16 protein-coding genes are annotated in these 14,478 nt (G+C 65.0%); 9 read left to right on the top strand and 7 right to left on the bottom strand.

From position 1 onward, the window contains the following. Positions 1-53 precede the first annotated feature (53 nt). Positions 54-521, bottom strand: a complete 468-nt coding sequence (locus Q5Y72_RS00530; RefSeq protein WP_080622744.1) for a P-loop nucleotide/nucleoside kinase family protein — start codon at positions 519-521, stop codon at positions 54-56. A 279-nt stretch (positions 522-800) separates the two neighbouring features. On the opposite strand from Q5Y72_RS00530, the gene Q5Y72_RS00525 reads away from it, so the two are divergent. Together Q5Y72_RS00525 and Q5Y72_RS00520 are read left to right on the top strand one after the other, a co-directional pair. Then, positions 801-1,082 carry a metal-sensing transcriptional repressor gene (locus tag Q5Y72_RS00525; RefSeq protein ID WP_080622743.1) on the top strand — a complete coding sequence of 94 codons (282 nt, stop codon included), beginning with the start codon at positions 801-803 and terminating at the stop codon, positions 1,080-1,082. Beyond that, positions 1,082-2,395, top strand: coding sequence for an MFS transporter (locus tag Q5Y72_RS00520; RefSeq protein WP_080620471.1), 1,314 nt, complete (start codon positions 1,082-1,084; stop codon positions 2,393-2,395). The genes Q5Y72_RS00525 and Q5Y72_RS00520 overlap by 1 nt, the downstream gene beginning before the upstream one ends. Positions 2,396-2,406: 11 nt before the next feature. Here the strand turns inward: Q5Y72_RS00520 and Q5Y72_RS00515 are convergent, their stop codons facing one another. From Q5Y72_RS00515 to Q5Y72_RS00495, 5 genes are all read right to left on the bottom strand, one after another. Then, positions 2,407-2,838 (bottom strand): DUF5615 family PIN-like protein, encoded by a 432-nt coding sequence (locus tag Q5Y72_RS00515; RefSeq protein ID WP_147097739.1) that lies wholly within the window; start codon positions 2,836-2,838, stop codon positions 2,407-2,409. After that, entirely contained in the window at positions 2,835-3,470 is a 636-nt protein-coding gene (locus Q5Y72_RS00510; RefSeq protein ID WP_305961513.1) for a DUF433 domain-containing protein, read from the bottom strand. The genes Q5Y72_RS00515 and Q5Y72_RS00510 overlap by 4 nt, the downstream gene beginning before the upstream one ends. 116 nt (positions 3,471-3,586) lie before the next feature. Next, positions 3,587-4,945, bottom strand: coding sequence for a tyrosine-type recombinase/integrase (locus Q5Y72_RS00505; protein WP_080620466.1), 1,359 nt, complete (start codon positions 4,943-4,945; stop codon positions 3,587-3,589). Further along, positions 4,938-5,330 carry a hypothetical protein gene (locus tag Q5Y72_RS00500; RefSeq protein ID WP_305961512.1) on the bottom strand — a complete coding sequence of 131 codons (393 nt, stop codon included), beginning with the start codon at positions 5,328-5,330 and terminating at the stop codon, positions 4,938-4,940. Before Q5Y72_RS00500 ends, Q5Y72_RS00505 begins: the two co-directional genes overlap by 8 nt. A gap of 428 nt (positions 5,331-5,758) precedes the next feature. Further along, positions 5,759-6,948 (bottom strand): IS3 family transposase gene (locus tag Q5Y72_RS00495; RefSeq protein WP_371930725.1). Its coding sequence is split into 2 segments (ribosomal slippage): positions 5,759-6,678 and positions 6,678-6,948, totalling 1,191 coding nucleotides; the frame shifts between segments, so codons are not numbered across the junction. Between the two features lie 17 nt (positions 6,949-6,965). On the opposite strand from Q5Y72_RS00495, the gene Q5Y72_RS00490 reads away from it, so the two are divergent. The 4 genes from Q5Y72_RS00490 to Q5Y72_RS00475 all read left to right on the top strand — a co-directional run bounded on the left by Q5Y72_RS00490 (position 6,966) and on the right by Q5Y72_RS00475 (position 10,069). Continuing rightward, positions 6,966-7,262, top strand: a complete 297-nt coding sequence (locus tag Q5Y72_RS00490; RefSeq protein WP_305961511.1) for an AbrB/MazE/SpoVT family DNA-binding domain-containing protein — start codon at positions 6,966-6,968, stop codon at positions 7,260-7,262. Beyond that, on the top strand, positions 7,249-7,749 hold the full coding sequence (locus tag Q5Y72_RS00485) for a type II toxin-antitoxin system VapC family toxin (protein WP_305961510.1): 501 nt from the start codon (positions 7,249-7,251) through the stop codon (positions 7,747-7,749). The genes Q5Y72_RS00490 and Q5Y72_RS00485 overlap by 14 nt, the downstream gene beginning before the upstream one ends. A 478-nt stretch (positions 7,750-8,227) precedes the next feature. Then, positions 8,228-9,205, top strand: a complete 978-nt coding sequence (dusA, locus tag Q5Y72_RS00480; RefSeq protein ID WP_305961509.1) for a tRNA dihydrouridine(20/20a) synthase DusA — start codon at positions 8,228-8,230, stop codon at positions 9,203-9,205. Positions 9,206-9,259: 54 nt separating this feature from the next. Next, positions 9,260-10,069 carry a sulfite exporter TauE/SafE family protein gene (locus tag Q5Y72_RS00475; protein ID WP_305961508.1) on the top strand — a complete coding sequence of 270 codons (810 nt, stop codon included), beginning with the start codon at positions 9,260-9,262 and terminating at the stop codon, positions 10,067-10,069. Between the two features lie 133 nt (positions 10,070-10,202). Here Q5Y72_RS00475 and mazG read toward each other — a convergent pair whose 3' ends face one another. After that, on the bottom strand, positions 10,203-11,075 hold the full coding sequence (gene mazG, locus Q5Y72_RS00470) for a nucleoside triphosphate pyrophosphohydrolase (RefSeq protein ID WP_305961507.1): 873 nt from the start codon (positions 11,073-11,075) through the stop codon (positions 10,203-10,205). A gap of 64 nt (positions 11,076-11,139) precedes the next feature. Here mazG and Q5Y72_RS00465 point away from each other — a divergent pair, with 64 nt between their 5' ends. From Q5Y72_RS00465 to secD, 3 genes are all read left to right on the top strand, one after another. After that, entirely contained in the window at positions 11,140-12,306 is a 1,167-nt protein-coding gene (locus Q5Y72_RS00465) for a M20 aminoacylase family protein (RefSeq protein WP_305961506.1), read from the top strand. Positions 12,307-12,448: 142 nt separating this feature from the next. Continuing rightward, entirely contained in the window at positions 12,449-12,778 is a 330-nt protein-coding gene (gene yajC, locus Q5Y72_RS00460) for a preprotein translocase subunit YajC (RefSeq protein ID WP_305961505.1), read from the top strand. Positions 12,779-12,813: 35 nt separating this feature from the next. Next, positions 12,814-14,478 carry a protein translocase subunit SecD gene (gene secD / locus Q5Y72_RS00455; RefSeq protein ID WP_305961504.1) on the top strand — a complete coding sequence of 555 codons (1,665 nt, stop codon included), beginning with the start codon at positions 12,814-12,816 and terminating at the stop codon, positions 14,476-14,478.

Genomic DNA, 14,478 nt, shown 5'->3' with positions numbered 1-14,478 from the left:
CCGTCACGGCAAACCCCGTCTGCACTCTCACTCTAAAGCGGCGCTGCCGCCGATCACGGCGGCGCGGTGCCGTGCCCAACCGCAAGTTCGTCCGTGGTCGGCGGTTCGAACATCTTCGACCAAGCGAGAAGATCGTTCGGATCGACAGCCGCATCGGCAGGCGCATCGCGGTTGCGGGCGATGATCCGACGCTGCAACTCCTCGACGGGGACGTCGAGATAGTGAAGCCGGGTCTCGCAGCCGAGCGACTGCGCAACCGCCCGGTAGGAATCGCGCTCCTCTCTTGACCAGAAGCCGTTCTCCAGAATGACGTCGTTTCCGGCGGCCAGAAGGCGTTGGGCCAGACGCCATTGCAACTGCTCGACACGCGCGCGGCCGCCCTCGTCGTAGAGCTGGAATCCGAGCGTGGACATCCATTCATCGGGAGAGAGGCGAAGCCCCTTTCCCTGATTCTCAAGCTGCCGTGCCAATGTGGTCTTGCCCGAGCCGGGAAGCCCACAGATGAGATGAAGTATAGGCATTGGGACAGTGTATCGCGAGGCGAGCGCGTCCACCACATCACTGAGTCCGGCTGAGACCTACCCAGGGGGCGTTGCGGGGTCTCCCCGCAGAAGGGGGTGTGCCGGCAACGCAGTGCCGGCCAGGGGGAAGGCTTTCCCCCGCAAGAACCGACAACCGCAAAAGCGTAGAAGTGCAAGTAAGCAATACCTGACTTCACCTGCCGCTATAGCCAAACGAGCAACCTGCTTTCGACGTTCGACCATCTTGGTATATCCCCTACAGGGGGATAGGATATGACGATGACCAAGCCATCCCAAACTCACCAATCCCACCCGGAGATCGTCAAGCGGCTGAAGCGCGCCGATGGTCATCTTCGCGGCGTCATCGAGATGATCGAGGGCGGGCGGCCGTGCCTCGACATCGCCCAGCAGCTCCATGCCGTCGAGAAGGCTATCGCCCAGGCCAAGAAGACACTGATTCAGGATCACCTCGACCATTGCCTCGAAGAAGTGGTCGGGCCGCTCGGGCGTGATCGGCGGCAGTCGATCGACGAGTTCAAGGAAATAGCGAAGTATCTGTGATGTTGGCGATCCTCGAAAACCGGACCTATCGCCACCTCTTTCTGGCACAGGTCATCGCACTGGTGGGAACCGGCCTTGCGACGGTGGCGCTGGGCCTGCTGGCTTTCGAACTGGCGGGGGCGGAGGCCGGCGCGGTGCTGGGGACCGCGCTCGCCATCAAGATGATCGCCTATGTCGGTGTCGCGCCGGTCGCATCGGCATTCGCCGAGCGTGTGCCGCGGCGCGCCATGCTGGTGGCGCTCGATCTCGTCCGCGCCGCCGTTGCCGTTTTCCTGCCTTTCGTCACCGAGATTTGGCAGGTCTATGTTCTGATCTTCGTGCTGCAATCGGCCTCGGCCGCCTTCACGCCGACCTTCCAGGCGACGATCCCCGACATCCTGCCGGACGAGAAGGAATACACGCGCGCGCTGTCGCTCTCCCGGCTGGCCTACGATCTGGAAAGCGTCGTCAGTCCGATGCTGGCGGCGGCACTTCTCGCCTTCATCTCGTTCCATAGCCTATTCGCCGGCACGGTGATCGGCTTCCTCGTCTCGGCGGCTCTGGTGATCTCGGTCGTCCTGCCGAGTCCGAAACCGTCGAAACCTCGTGGTATCTACGACCGCACGACGCGCGGCATCCGCATCTATCTGGCGACGCCGCGCCTGCGCGGGCTGCTGGCGATCAACCTCGCAGTCGCCTCGGCGGGCGCGCTGGTGATCGTGAATACGGTCGTTTACGTGCAGGCTGTCTATGGCCTCGACAACCAGGCGATGGCCCTGGCCCTCGCGGCGTTCGGTGGCGGCTCGATGGTCGCGGCGCTTGCGCTGCCGAAGCTGCTGGACTCGATTCCAGATCGAACGGCGATGCTCGGTGGCGCATCGCTGCTGGCGGTGGGAACACTGGCGGCGGCGGCGCTGCCGGGCTACGGCTGGCTGTTGCCGCTGTGGTTCCTGCTCGGTGTCGGCTATTCCACGGCACAGACGCCATCCGGCCGGCTGCTCCGGCGCTCGGCCAATCCCGAAGACCGGCCGGCGCTGTTCGCCGCGCAGTTCGCGCTTTCCCATGCCTGCTGGCTGATCGCCTATCCGCTTGCCGGGTGGGCCGGCGCGACGCTCGGCCTGCCGATGACGGCGATCATTCTGGCCGCGCTGGCCGCTGTCGCGATCGGCATCGGCTTCGCCGTCTGGCCTGCCGACGATCCAGAGGTGCTTGAACACGGTCATGCCGATCTGTCGGCCGACCATCCGCATCTCGCAGAAGCTGGGCATGGTCGACGCCATGCCCATGCCTATGTGATCGACGACATGCACGCGGCTTGGCCGCGTGAGCGCTGATCGCGCTCCCGTCAGGTTCTCTGGTCCGGCTCCGAGGGGAGCGCATATCGGATAACACGCAGATGGTCATCGTCCTCCAGCGTGACTTCAAGCACCTGGTTCACAAGGTCTGGATCGGCGTCAAGTTCGAGCAGGGCTTGCTCGAACAACTCCAACTGGAGGGCTCGCGTCATACCCTCGGGGCCATTGAGGCAGACCAGGCCGGCATGCAGATCGACACGGGCATATTGCCCTTTCTCGCCGGGGCGCGAGGCTGCGCCCCGGAAATCGACGGAATTGCGGGTCACGAAGGTCCAGTCGTCCTCGATGATGAGGGGGATGAGATCCCAGTCCTTCGCGCCCGAGCGGCCCAGCCAGACGACATGGGACGATTCCCCATGCCCCCTCTGGTGAGCCAGCTCGGTCAGCTTCGGGCTGAGGCATTCGTCGATCAGGAACTTCATCCGGCTCGCCTGCGCGGCACGCGATGATCCGAGAGGATGCGCGCACCTTCGGGCAGTCTGGCGATGAGCGGCTTCGGCCGTCCGCGAAGGGGGTTGGCCTCCGCATAGAGCGCGGCCAATTCCAGCCTGTCCTCGGTCAGAGACGGATAATCCTCAAGGATCTCCTTGGCGGGGACGCCCGCCGCCAATGCGGCCGCGACGTCGTGAACCGGAACGCGCGTGCCGCTGATGACCGGGGTGCCGCCCATGATGTCATCGGAGATGGTGACCACCTCGCGCGCGGCGTCCAGCCGTTCCAGCCGTGCGACGGAACGCTCGAAGAAGGGCAGAAGGTCGATGGTCAGGAAGTCGTGGCGAACGGTCCAGTCGGCTTTCAGCATGGCCTCGGTGGCTGCGCGGTTCCAGCGCCGCAACCGTGGCTCGGCGGAGCGGATGGCGAACAGGCGTTCCTCCGAGGTCAGCCGTTTGGCGCTCTCGAAATAGAAGGCGATCAGGGTGCAGGCGGCCCCTAGCACGAAACGTCCGTTTTCGACCGAGACCAGCGTTTCGGGCAGGATGCGCTCGTCGATGACGCGATTGACATCGCGCAGGCTGACGCGGGCGACCACGGCCGCCTCCGTGGCCTTCAGCATTTCAGTCGCGGGCATGGACGCCTCCAACCAATAAATCTTCCGATGTGTCGGAATATATATTGGAGGCGCCCCAATTTCAAGGCTGACCCACGATCCGCCAGCCGTTTCCGCCATCCTCAAGCCGCCAGAGGCTGCGCCACGTCGGCGGTTCTGTCGTCGTTGCCTGCTGCCTTCTGAAGGAAGCGCGCGAGCGACGTCTTCCGGGAGTCCCGATCCAGCGCGTAGGCGGTCTGCTTGAACTCGATGCCATCGAGCAGGCCCTGAATGTAGCCAGCAATCGTGTCGGCCGCCATGATGAGGGCCGTGTCGACGGTGTGGATGTAATTGCTCGTGACAGACCCCTTGGCGTGACCGACGAGAGCGGCGATGGTGATCTCCGTGAACCCGAGATCATTCGCTATGCTCGCGAAGCTATGGCGAAGAACGTGGGGAGTGACATCGGCAAGCGGGGAGTCCGTGAAGATCTTCTTCCAGTGATTGGGGAAGCTGCCGAACGCTCTGTCCTCATCACGGCCGGGAAACACATAAGTGCCGATACGCGACTTGGCGCGCTCTTCCAGATACTCCACGACAGGCAGCCCGATGGGCCGAATGGAATAGCCTTCCTTGCTGTCTTCAAGGCGCAGGCAACTGGCTTGGGCGTCAACTTCGCTCCAGCTTAGCCCGATCATTTCCGATCGGCGGCAACCCGTCATGGTGATCTGGCGGATGATCTCGACGGTCATGGCATAATTCTCGTTCTGCGCTGCTTTGCGCAGCAAGACACCAAGTAGGCGATACTCCGCCTCGGACAGCCGACGCTTGCGGACGTTATCCTTCGGTTTCTTGATGCCATGCGCCGGGTTCCGCTCGATGATCCCAGCATCGACGGCATAGGTAAGAATACCGCCGAGAAGGCTGACGGTTCGAGCGGCAGTCCCAGGACCGCCGCGGACAATGGCCCTGCCTCTAAGCTTATCGGTCTTGACCGAAATCCGAGTTTTACCCGCCATGACGTCTTTGAGGAGCTTGTTGACGTCGGATTTGGTCAAGTCACGCACCCGCCGACTGCCCAAGAGCGGGATGATGTGCCGGTTGATCCGCCCGGTATCGGTCACAATCGTGCTGTGCTTCTTTGGACGGCCGCCTTTCCCCATGATGAGACCGGCGTTCATGTCATTCAGATAAAGAGTGCAGAGTTCCTTGACCGACATGGACTTGCGATCGAGCTGCTTTTCCTCGGCCGGGTCTTCGCCGCGCGCGATCCTGCCAAGTTGGACCTTGGCCTCCTGGCGGGCCAGTTCTGGCGTCCAGATACCATGCAGGCCGATGGTGTAGCGCCGCGACCGTCCTCCCTGGCGATACTGGATCACATAGCTGCGCTTGCCTGATGTGAAGACACGAAGCCCGAAACCGGGTAGCTCATCGTCCCAGATCACGTAATCACTGCGACGGCTTTCCGCCGCATCGACGACGCGTTTTGTAAGTTTAGCCATGGACTTCCTCCGTCACATGCCCGAAAACCCGCGTAAGCACCACGTAAGCAGCAGGGCGAAAACCGTGGCGAACAGAAGGATAGGCTTGTCGGCGAAGGAAATCAAATTCCTTTTTATTTACAGTAACATAGCGCATCATGGCGTGCCCCTTTCGGTAATCGACGGAGCTAGTCGTAATCCCTCCGAAGGCGAAGGTCACAGGTTCGAATCCTGTCGGGTGCGCCATTTCACATTTCGCCGTTGAAAAGCCCCCTAACACCTTGAAGGGGAAGAAGTTTTCGGGGTTCGAACACCCTGATTCCGGCAGTACCGAACAGGCTCCGCAAAGGCGAGCCGCAGGACGGTCTTTTGCCAAGGCAGGGATCTGTTTTTCCAAATATTCCAAGGACTTGACAAGAACCCCAAGGCGAGTTCGAACGTCTCCTCCAGGGTACGCACGGGCTGACCGGATTTTGCCATGCTCTCTTGCAGTCGAATCTTCTCCTTCTCTAGCTTCCCGGTGCGCTTCTCGTAGGCCGCAACCACGCTGGAGGTAGTGGATTCGACGATGCGGTCGAGCAGGGCCTCGATCTGTGTCTCAATCTTGTGGATATCTTTCTTGAGCGTCTTCGAGGCATCAGCCGCCTGAGCAGGGCGGGATGCCGTAGCCCGAGGCCATCACAAGCGCCTGGCTGTGCGGCATGCCAAGGATTTCATCCGGGGTACGCAAGGGCCGGGCCTGCTTGCGCTGATGGCCGCCGTTAAGGTGGAGCGGCCATCACGGAGGGGCTCACCAGTGGTTGGCGATGAAGGCCACCAGGCCGAGCCCGAGGATCACAAGCGTGCCTTTGGCGAAGGTATCGAAAATAGCTTCTCCGAAGGCTTCGATCTTGCTGGGGCGTTCGTCTTTGCGCATTTGATGTCCTTTCTTGTTGAGGTCGCAGTTTTTGCTTGCGGAGTGGCTGCCTCATTGCAGCGTTCTCCTTCTTCTTCGTCGCGGGTGCGGTAGACTTTGCGGGCAGTGCGCTCGGTCTTCAGCGACGAGAAAAAGCTCTCAATCGCTGAATTGTCCCACACGTTGCCTGCCCGGCTCATCGAGCAGGTGATCCCGTTGTCGGCCAGAAGCCGTTGAAACTGTTCGCTTGTGTATTGCGATCCCTGATCCGAATGATGAAGCAGCGCGTCAGCCTTTCCGCGACGCCACACGGCCATCATCAGCGCGTCCATGACCAGTGATGCATCCCGGTCGGCCTTCATGGACCATCCGACGACGCGCCGTGAGAAGAGGTCCAGCACGACCGCAACATACAGCCAGCCCTCTGCGGTCCAGATGTAGGTGAAGTCGGCCAGCCACTTCTGGTTCGGCCGGTCTGCCTGAAAGTCCCGGTCCAGGATGTTGTCAGCAATCATCGACCGTTCGCCGTCGTCCTTCGGCTTTCCACGGCGCTTGGGCCGGGCGCGCAACGCGTTGATCCGCAGCAGCCTTTCGATCCGATGCAACCCGAAGGCAAACCCTTCTTCCAGAACATCACGCCACACGCGGCGGGCGCCATAGGTCCGGTCGCTGGCCTTGAAGCTCGTATCGATCGCCGTGACGAGCTTGGCGTCCTGGATCTCGCGGGTGCTGGTCGGGCGGATGAGCCAGGCGTGGAAGCCGGAACGCGACACATCCAGCACGTCGCACAGCCAACTGACCGGCCAGATGTGGCGGTGTTTGGCGATGAAGGCGAACCTCATGTCGCCTCGCGCGCGAAAAGAGCTGCCGCTTTCTTGAGGATGTCACGCTCCGCACGAAGACGCGCGACCTCTTTCTTCAGCGCTGCAATCTCGGCTAGGTCAGCCCGCATCTGCCCGTTCCCGGGAAAGGCTGCAGCTGGCGCCGACGTTAATTCCCGCATCCAGCGCCTCAGCACGCTCTCCGCCAAATCAAGGTCACGCGCGGCCTGAGCCACCGCCACGCCCCGGTCCGTCACCAGCCTTACGGCCTCGATCTTGAACTTACGGCTGAAATTCCGTCTCGTCATATCTACTCTCCAGTTCCTTGGTCACGATCTTATCTTCGTGTCCAAGAAACCAGCAGCTCACCACTACTGTCTCGACCAAGGAGCAGATCATCCTGCCGACCGGGCTGCGGCAGCGGCGCGAGCGGAGCGCGGGCACGAAGCTGACGGTCGAGGAAGCGGACGGCGGCGTGCTGCTGAAGCCGGCTCCGGCTTTCACCGCGACGCGGCCGGAAGATGTCTTCGGCGCGCTGCCCTCCAGGGCCAGGCCTAAGACGATTGCCGAGATGGACGCGGGCGTGATGGCGGAAGCGAAGCGGCGACATGCTGGCGATTGATACGAACGTCGTCGTCCGCTACCTGACCAACGATCATCCGAAGCAGTCGCCACGCGCCCGCGCGCTGGTCGACGGACAGCCGGTGTTCGTTGCCGTCACCGTGATCCTGGAGACAGAGTGGGTGCTGCGCAGCACCTACGATTATAGGCCAGCCGACATCGCGCGCGTGCTGTGCGCCTTCGCTGGCCTGCCGACTGTGACGGTCGAGGACGGCATGGTCATGGTCAACGCTCTTGACCATGCCGAGCGCGGCATGGATTCCGCCGACGCATTGCACCTTGGCAAGGCGGCGCATTGCGAGGGCATGGCCAGTTTCGACCGCAAGTTCGTCAAGGCGGCGAAGATCGCCGGATATGGGCGCGCCGGCTTATGCCTTCGATCCGTTCGATCTGCGCGGGCAAAGATTCTATGGCGGGCTCTGGCCGCAAGCTCCTTATTGACCTCCAGGAACAGGCTTGTCATTATGTTCTCTATTTGTTCTCCATAACGCCGCCGGGAGTCAAGAGGAATCCCTTAACGGCGCGGGAAGCCGTCTGACCGCACGGTCAAGACCGATCACCAAGTTACATATCAGCCACCAACGAGCTGAGGTTTGCACGCCAATCCGTCCACGCTGATTTACCAAGTGCAGTTCAGAGGGCTATATCGCGCATATATCGGTTATATGACGATCGACGAGGTCGCCAAAGGTCTGGAGGCGGGAGGCGGACGACATTTTTCGGCGCGGCCCCTGATTGCCCCGGGTCTCTGCCTGGCGGGCCCAGCGATGGGGAACGTCGCGCTCGCGTGGTGGCCCTTTTGCCGGATCCGGACCCGGCAGGCACCGGAAGGAAGCGTGGTGATGGTTGGCCATTTTCGTCTGCGCTGTGTAGGCAATGACTCGTCGGAGAGGAGCAAATTCCGGGATATCGGGACGTATTCCTGTGCAGCAGCCGTCGCCGCCAACAGCGTGAAGATACGAAAAAATGAAAATAAATCAAAATGCCAGACTGTCCACCGCCCCGATGATGGACTGGACCGATCGCCACTGCCGGACCTTTTACCGGCTGATGTCGCGGCATGCGCTGCTTTATACCGAGATGGTGACGGCGCAAGCGGTGCTGCATGGCGATCGCGCGCGGCTTCTGGGCTTCGAGCCCGAACAGCATCCGGTCGCGCTGCAGCTTGGCGGATCCGAGCCGGAGGCGTTGCACGAGGCCACCCGCATCGCAGCGCAATGGGGTTATGACGAGATCAACCTGAATGTCGGCTGCCCCAGCGACCGGGTGCAGTCGGGCTGCTTTGGCGCGGTGCTGATGAAGCAGCCCGGGCTGGTCGCCGACTGCGTTGCCGCGATGATCGACGCCAGCCCGGTCGAGGTCACCGTGAAATGCCGCATCGGTGTGGACGACCAGGATCCGGCCGAGGTGCTGCCCGCGTTTCTGGACCGGATGCGCGGGGCTGGGGTCAGGCGCATCGCGATCCATGCCCGGAAGGCCTGGCTGCAGGGGCTCAGCCCGCGCGAGAACCGGACCCTGCCGCCGCTGGACTATCCGCTGGTCCACGCGATGAAACGGGCCTTTCCCGATCTGCATCTGTCGGTCAATGGCGGCATCGCCAGTCTCGACGAGGCGCGCGCGCATCTGCGGGTGATGGACGGGGTGATGGTCGGCCGGGCGGCCTATCACCAGCCCTGGGACATCCTCGGCGCGGCAGATCGTCTGTGGGACGACGCCCCGCCCTTCGCAACCGCCGCCGATGTCGCGCTGGCGATGCGCCCGCGGATTGCGGCGCATCTGCGGGCGGGCGGCCGGCTGCACCAGATCACCCGGCACATGCTGGGACTGTTTCACGGCCAGCCCGGCGCGCGATCGTGGAAGCGGGTGCTGTCCGAGGGCGCGCCGGGCGGCGGGATCGAGGTCTATGACGCCGCCATCGCCTCGGTCAGCCGCGCGGCGGCCTGAGGGCGCGGCATTGGCTCTGGCGGCCGAGACCCGGCCGGGCTATGTGCCGGTGGCATGAGCAATCTCGTCTTTCCCGCCCTGACCCTTCTGGCCACCGGCGCCTTCGCCGGGGTGCTGGCAGGGCTTTTGGGTGTCGGCGGGGGCATCGTGCTGGTGCCCGCCTTCCTCGTCGTCTTCACGCAGCTGGGCCATGCCGGCCCCGACGTGATGCAGCTTTGTCTGGCGACCTCGCTGGCGACGATCATCGTCACCTCCACCCGGTCCGTGCTGGCGCATCATCGTCGGGGCGCGGTCGACTGGGCGATCCTGCGCGGCTGGGCGCTCGGCATCGGCATCGGCGCGCTGGCCGGGGTGCTGACGGTCGGCTCGCTGCGCACCCACACGCTGCAGATCATCTTCGCCGTCCTGGTCGTGGTAATCGCCCTTTACATGGCGCTGTCGCGGCCGCATTGGCGGCTGGCCGAGACGATGCCCGAAGGCGGCCGGCGCGCCGTCTTCGCGCCGCTGATCGGCTTTCTGTCGGTGCTGCTGGGTATCGGCGGGGGCAGCCTCGGGGTGCCGCTGATGACGCTGCATGGCCGGCCGATCCATCGCGCGGTGGCGACCGCAGCGGGCTTCGGGGTGCTGATCGCGGTGCCCTCGGTGGCGGCCTTTCTGCTTCTGCCGGTCGAGGACGCACCGCCCTACACGATCGGATCGGTGAATCTGCCCGCCTTCCTCGTCACGATCTGCATGACGCTGCTGACCGCGCCCATCGGCGCCACGCTTGCCCATCGCACGGACCCCGCCCGGCTCAAGCGTTATTTCGCGATCTTCCTGTTCCTCGTGGCGCTGAACATGCTGCGCAAGGCGCTGACAGGCTAGGGACGGCTGCGCCGCGTCGCCGCGCAGTGCAACGCCCGGGGGGTGCGGGGGGCAGGCAGCCCCCCGCTGTCGCGGGACGCAAACCGTGCGCGACGCAATCGCCAAGGGCCCGCAGGTGCCAGGGGGCCGCCTGTCAGGTGCCGGTCCCGCCCGGCTTGCCCGCGGCCTTCTCGGCCGCCTTCGCCGCGTCCCACAGCCTGTCCATCTCGGCAAGATCGCTGTCCTCGGGGCGGCGACCGTCGCGGGCCAGCGCCGCCTCGATCGCCCGGAAGCGGCGGGTGAACTTGGCGTTGGCGCGGCGCAGGGCCAGTTCCGGGTCCAGCTTCAGGTGCCGGCCCAGATTGGCCATCACGAACAGCAGGTCGCCGAATTCCTCCTCCAGCGCGGCCTGCCCCAGATGGTCGCGGGCCTCGACCAGTTCGGCGCATTCCTCGCGGATCTTGTCCAGCACCTCGCCCGGACCGGGCCAGTCAAAGCCGACCCGCGCCGCCCGGTTCTGCAGCTTCAGCGCACGGGTCAGCGCGGGCAGGCCAAGCGCCACCCCGTCCAGCGTGCCGCTTTCGGCCTTGCCGGCGCGTTCTGCGGCCTTGATCGCCTCCCAGTCGCGGACCTGCTGCTCGGCCGACTTGTCGCGGCTTTCGTCGCCGAAGACATGCGGGTGACGGAAGATCAGCTTGTCGCCGATCGCCTTCGCGCAATCGGCGAAATCGAACATCCCGGCCTCGGCCGCCATCTGCGCGTGGAACACGACCTGCAGCAGCAGGTCGCCCAGCTCGCCCGGCAACTCGTCCCAGGCCTGCCGCTGGATCGCATCCTCGACTTCATGCGCCTCTTCGATGGTGTAGGGGGCGATGCTCGCGAAATCCTGCTCGATGTCCCAGGGACAGCCGGTCGCCGGATCGCGCAGCGCCGCCATGATCCCGATCAGCCGGGTGATCTCGATGGCCGGATCGCGGGGCACCGGGCCTGACGGCGCCTCATGCGGGTCGGGTCTCGTGTCGGGCATTGCAATTCCCCCACTGGCGGGTCCAGAAGCATCCCGACTGCCACAGCCGAAGGCCCAAGTCCACATGCCCGTCCTGAACCGCATCGCCGATTTCGCCCCGCAGCTGACGGCCTGGCGGCATCACCTGCACCAGCATCCCGAGCTGGGCTTCGATTGCCACGCCACCGCCGCCTTCGTCGCCGCGCGGCTGCGCGAGTTCGGCGTGGACGAGATCCATGAGGGAATCGGCGGCACCGGCATCGTGGCGATCCTGAAGGGGCGCGGGCGCGGTCCCACCATCGGGCTGCGCGCCGACATGGACGCGCTGCCGATGGACGAGGCGACCGGGTTGCCGCATGCCTCGACCGTGCCGGGGCGGATGCATGCCTGCGGCCATGACGGCCACACGACGATGCTGCTGGGCGCCGCGAAATACCTGGCCGAGACGCGCAACTTCGCCGGCCGGGTGGCGCTGATCTTCCAGCCCGCCGAGGAAGACGGCGGCGGCGGCGAGGCGATGGTCCGGGCCGGCATCATGGAGCGGTTCCGCATCGCGCGGGTCTTTGCGATGCACAACGCCCCCGGGCTGCCCGCCGGCAGCTTCCAGACCACGCCCGGCCCGATCATGGCCGCCTTCGACCGCTTCGACATCCATGTGCATGGCCGGGGCGGGCATGGCGCCATGCCGCATCTGACCGCCGATCCGGTGGTCGCGGCGGTCGCCATCGTCGCGGCGATCCAGACGATTTCCAGCCGCAACCATTATGCGCTGGACGATCTGGCGCTGTCGGTCACCCAGATCCATGCCGGCAGCGCCGACAACATCGTGCCCGACAGCGCCTGGATCTGCGGCACGGTGCGCAGCTTCGCGCCGCATGTCCGCGACATGGTCCGCCGCCGCATGGCCGAGATCTGCGCGGGGCAGGGCACGGCCTATGGCGTCGAGGCGCGGCTGGACTATGCCGAGGGCTATCCCGCCACCGTCAACGATCCCGCCGAGACCGGCTTCGCGGCGGCCGTCGCGCGCGAGATCGCGGGCGAGGATGCCGTGAACGCCGAGGCCGGCCGCGAGATGGGCGCCGAGGATTTCAGCTACATGCTGAACGCCCGGCCCGGCTGCTACCTGTTCCTGGGGCAGGGCGAGGGGCCGGGCGTCCACAGCCCGCATTACGATTTCAACGACGAGATCGCCCCGGTCGGCGCCAGCTTTTTCGCCCGTCTGGTCGAGCGCGCCCAGCCCGCGCGGCTCTGACGGGCGATCACGAAGCCGTTGATCGCCCTTGCGCCGATGGCCCGCCGCGCTTTCTTGCCAAGGGCGGGCGGCGCGGATAGGTTGCGCGCCAATTCAACGGGGCGGGCCATCCGGTCCGGTCTGCCAGCCAAGAGGATCCCACATGTTCGTCACCCCCGCCTATGCCCAGGCCGCCGGCGCCGGCGGAACTGCCGCCTTCGCGCAGTTCATCCCGCTGATCCTGATCTTCGCGATCATGTATTTCCTGATGATCCGGCCCCAGCAGAAGCGCGTGAAACAGCACCGCGAGATGGTCGGCGCGCTGAAGAAGGGCGACGCGATCATCACCCAGGGCGGGATTCTGGGCAAGGTCACCTCGGTGCGCGACGACGAGCTGGAAGTCGAGATCGCCACCGGCGTCAAGGTCCGTGTGGTGCGCAGCACCGTGGCGCAGGTCGTGAACCGGACCGAACCGGTCGCCGCCAACAGCTGAGCCGCCAAGAAAAACCGGGAAGGGCGTAAGCCAAGATGCTTCAGATCGACCGATGGAAGCGCATCCTGATCATCGGGATCTGCCTTCTGGGACTGGCCTATGCCATGCCCAACCTGTTCTACAAGCGGGTCGAGGCGCATAACGACGCCGTGGCCAGCATCGAGAAGACCGGCGTGACCACGCCCGAACTCGATGCTGCGCGCGGCGCCTGGCCCGGCTGGCTGCCGAACGGGCTTGTCAATCTGGGGCTGGACCTGCGCGGCGGCGCGCATCTGCTGGGCGAGGTGCAGGTCGATCAGGTCTACAAGGCGCGCATGGACGCGCTGTGGCCCGAACTGCGCCGCGCGCTGGCCGAGGAACGCGCCACCATCGGCGCGGTCCGCCGGGTGCCCGCGCCCGACGGCACGCTGGCGATCGAGATCGGCACCCCCGACCAGATCGCCCGCGCCACCGAGATCGTGCGCGGCTTTTCCGAACCCGTCACCACGCTGACCGGCACCGGCCAGTCCAGCCTAGCGATCAGCGCGCAGGGAAACACAATCACCATCGGGCTGTCCGAGGCCGAGAAGGCCGTCACCGACGACCGCACCATCCAGCAGAGCCTTGAAATCATCCGCCGCCGCGTGGACGAGGTTGGCACCCGCGAACCCACCATCATGCGTCAGGGCGAGGATCGCATCCTGATCCAGGTGCCGGGCATCGGCTCGGCGGATGAGCTGAAGGCCCTGATCGGGACGACCGCGAAGCTGACCTTCAACCCGGTGACGGCGACCGGCAGCAATCCCGACGCCGCGCCGGGGCTGGGCCAGGTGGTCCTGCCCGCCGCCGATCAGGAAGGCGTCTACTACACGCTCGAGGACAGCCCGGTCGTCAGTGGCGAGGAACTGACCGACGCCATGCCCTCGACCGACCAGAACGGCCAGCCCTCGGTCGATTTCCGCTTCAACCCGACCGGGGCGCGCAAGTTCGGCGCCTACACCTCGGCCAATATCGGCCAGCCCTTCGCCATCGTTCTGGACAACCAGGTGATTTCGGCGCCGGTGATCCGGCAGGCGATCACCACCGGCTCGGGGCAGATCTCGGGCTCGATGGATTTCGAGGAGGCCAACCGGCTGGCCGTGCTGCTGCGCGCGGGCGCCCTGCCGGCGGAACTGACCTTCCTCGAGGAACGCACCGTCGGTCCCGAGCTCGGGCAGGACAGCATCGATGCCGGCCGGATCGCCTCGGCGATGGGCTTCATCGCCGTGATCGCGCTGATGGTGCTGTCCTACGGCCTGTTCGGGGTCTTCGCCTCGGTCGCGCTGACCATCAACATGGGCCTGATCTTCGGTGTGCTGTCGATGATCGGCGCCACGCTGACCCTGCCGGGCATCGCCGGGATCGTGCTGACCATCGGCATGGCCGTGGACGCCAACGTGCTGGTGTTCGAACGCATCCGCGAAGAGCTGCGCACCGCGCGCGGCCCCGCCCGCGCGATCGAACTGGGCTACGAAAAGGCGATGTCTGCCATCGTGGACGCCAACATCACCACGCTGATCATCGCCGCGATCCTGTTCGTGCTGGGCTCGGGTCCGGTCAAGGGCTTTGCCGTCACGCTGACCATCGGCATCGTCACCTCGGTCTTCACCGCGCTTTACGTCACGCGGCTGATGACCGTCACGTGGTTCGAACGCACCCGCCCGCGTCAGATCGAGGTATGA

Source organism: Paracoccus spongiarum, assembly GCF_030732095.1.
In the GTDB taxonomy this organism is placed as follows: domain Bacteria; phylum Pseudomonadota; class Alphaproteobacteria; order Rhodobacterales; family Rhodobacteraceae; genus Paracoccus; species Paracoccus spongiarum.
The sequence above is the reverse complement of the archived record's forward strand: the minus strand, read 5'-3'. Positions and strand labels throughout refer to the sequence as shown.

Bases quoted from the DNA above. Each gene is read 5' to 3' on its own strand.
- dusA (WP_305961509.1), top strand. From the start codon at position 8,228: ATGAAAATAAATCAAAATGCCAGACTGTCCACCGCCCCGATGATGGAC.
- Q5Y72_RS00485 (WP_305961510.1), top strand. From the start codon at position 7,249: ATGCTGGCGATTGATACGAACGTCGTCGTCCGCTACCTGACCAACGAT.
- Q5Y72_RS00515 (WP_147097739.1), bottom strand. From the start codon at position 2,838: ATGAAGTTCCTGATCGACGAATGCCTCAGCCCGAAGCTGACCGAGCTG.
- Q5Y72_RS00510 (WP_305961513.1), bottom strand. From the start codon at position 3,470: ATGCTGAAGGCCACGGAGGCGGCCGTGGTCGCCCGCGTCAGCCTGCGC.
- Q5Y72_RS00465 (WP_305961506.1), top strand. From the start codon at position 11,140: ATGCCCGTCCTGAACCGCATCGCCGATTTCGCCCCGCAGCTGACGGCC.
- Q5Y72_RS00475 (WP_305961508.1), top strand. From the start codon at position 9,260: ATGAGCAATCTCGTCTTTCCCGCCCTGACCCTTCTGGCCACCGGCGCC.
- Q5Y72_RS00505 (WP_080620466.1), bottom strand. From the start codon at position 4,945: ATGGCTAAACTTACAAAACGCGTCGTCGATGCGGCGGAAAGCCGTCGC.
- yajC (WP_305961505.1), top strand. From the start codon at position 12,449: ATGTTCGTCACCCCCGCCTATGCCCAGGCCGCCGGCGCCGGCGGAACT.
- Q5Y72_RS00525 (WP_080622743.1), top strand. From the start codon at position 801: ATGACCAAGCCATCCCAAACTCACCAATCCCACCCGGAGATCGTCAAG.
- Q5Y72_RS00520 (WP_080620471.1), top strand. From the start codon at position 1,082: ATGTTGGCGATCCTCGAAAACCGGACCTATCGCCACCTCTTTCTGGCA.
- secD (WP_305961504.1), top strand. From the start codon at position 12,814: ATGCTTCAGATCGACCGATGGAAGCGCATCCTGATCATCGGGATCTGC.
- mazG (WP_305961507.1), bottom strand. From the start codon at position 11,075: ATGCCCGACACGAGACCCGACCCGCATGAGGCGCCGTCAGGCCCGGTG.
- Q5Y72_RS00530 (WP_080622744.1), bottom strand. From the start codon at position 521: ATGCCTATACTTCATCTCATCTGTGGGCTTCCCGGCTCGGGCAAGACC.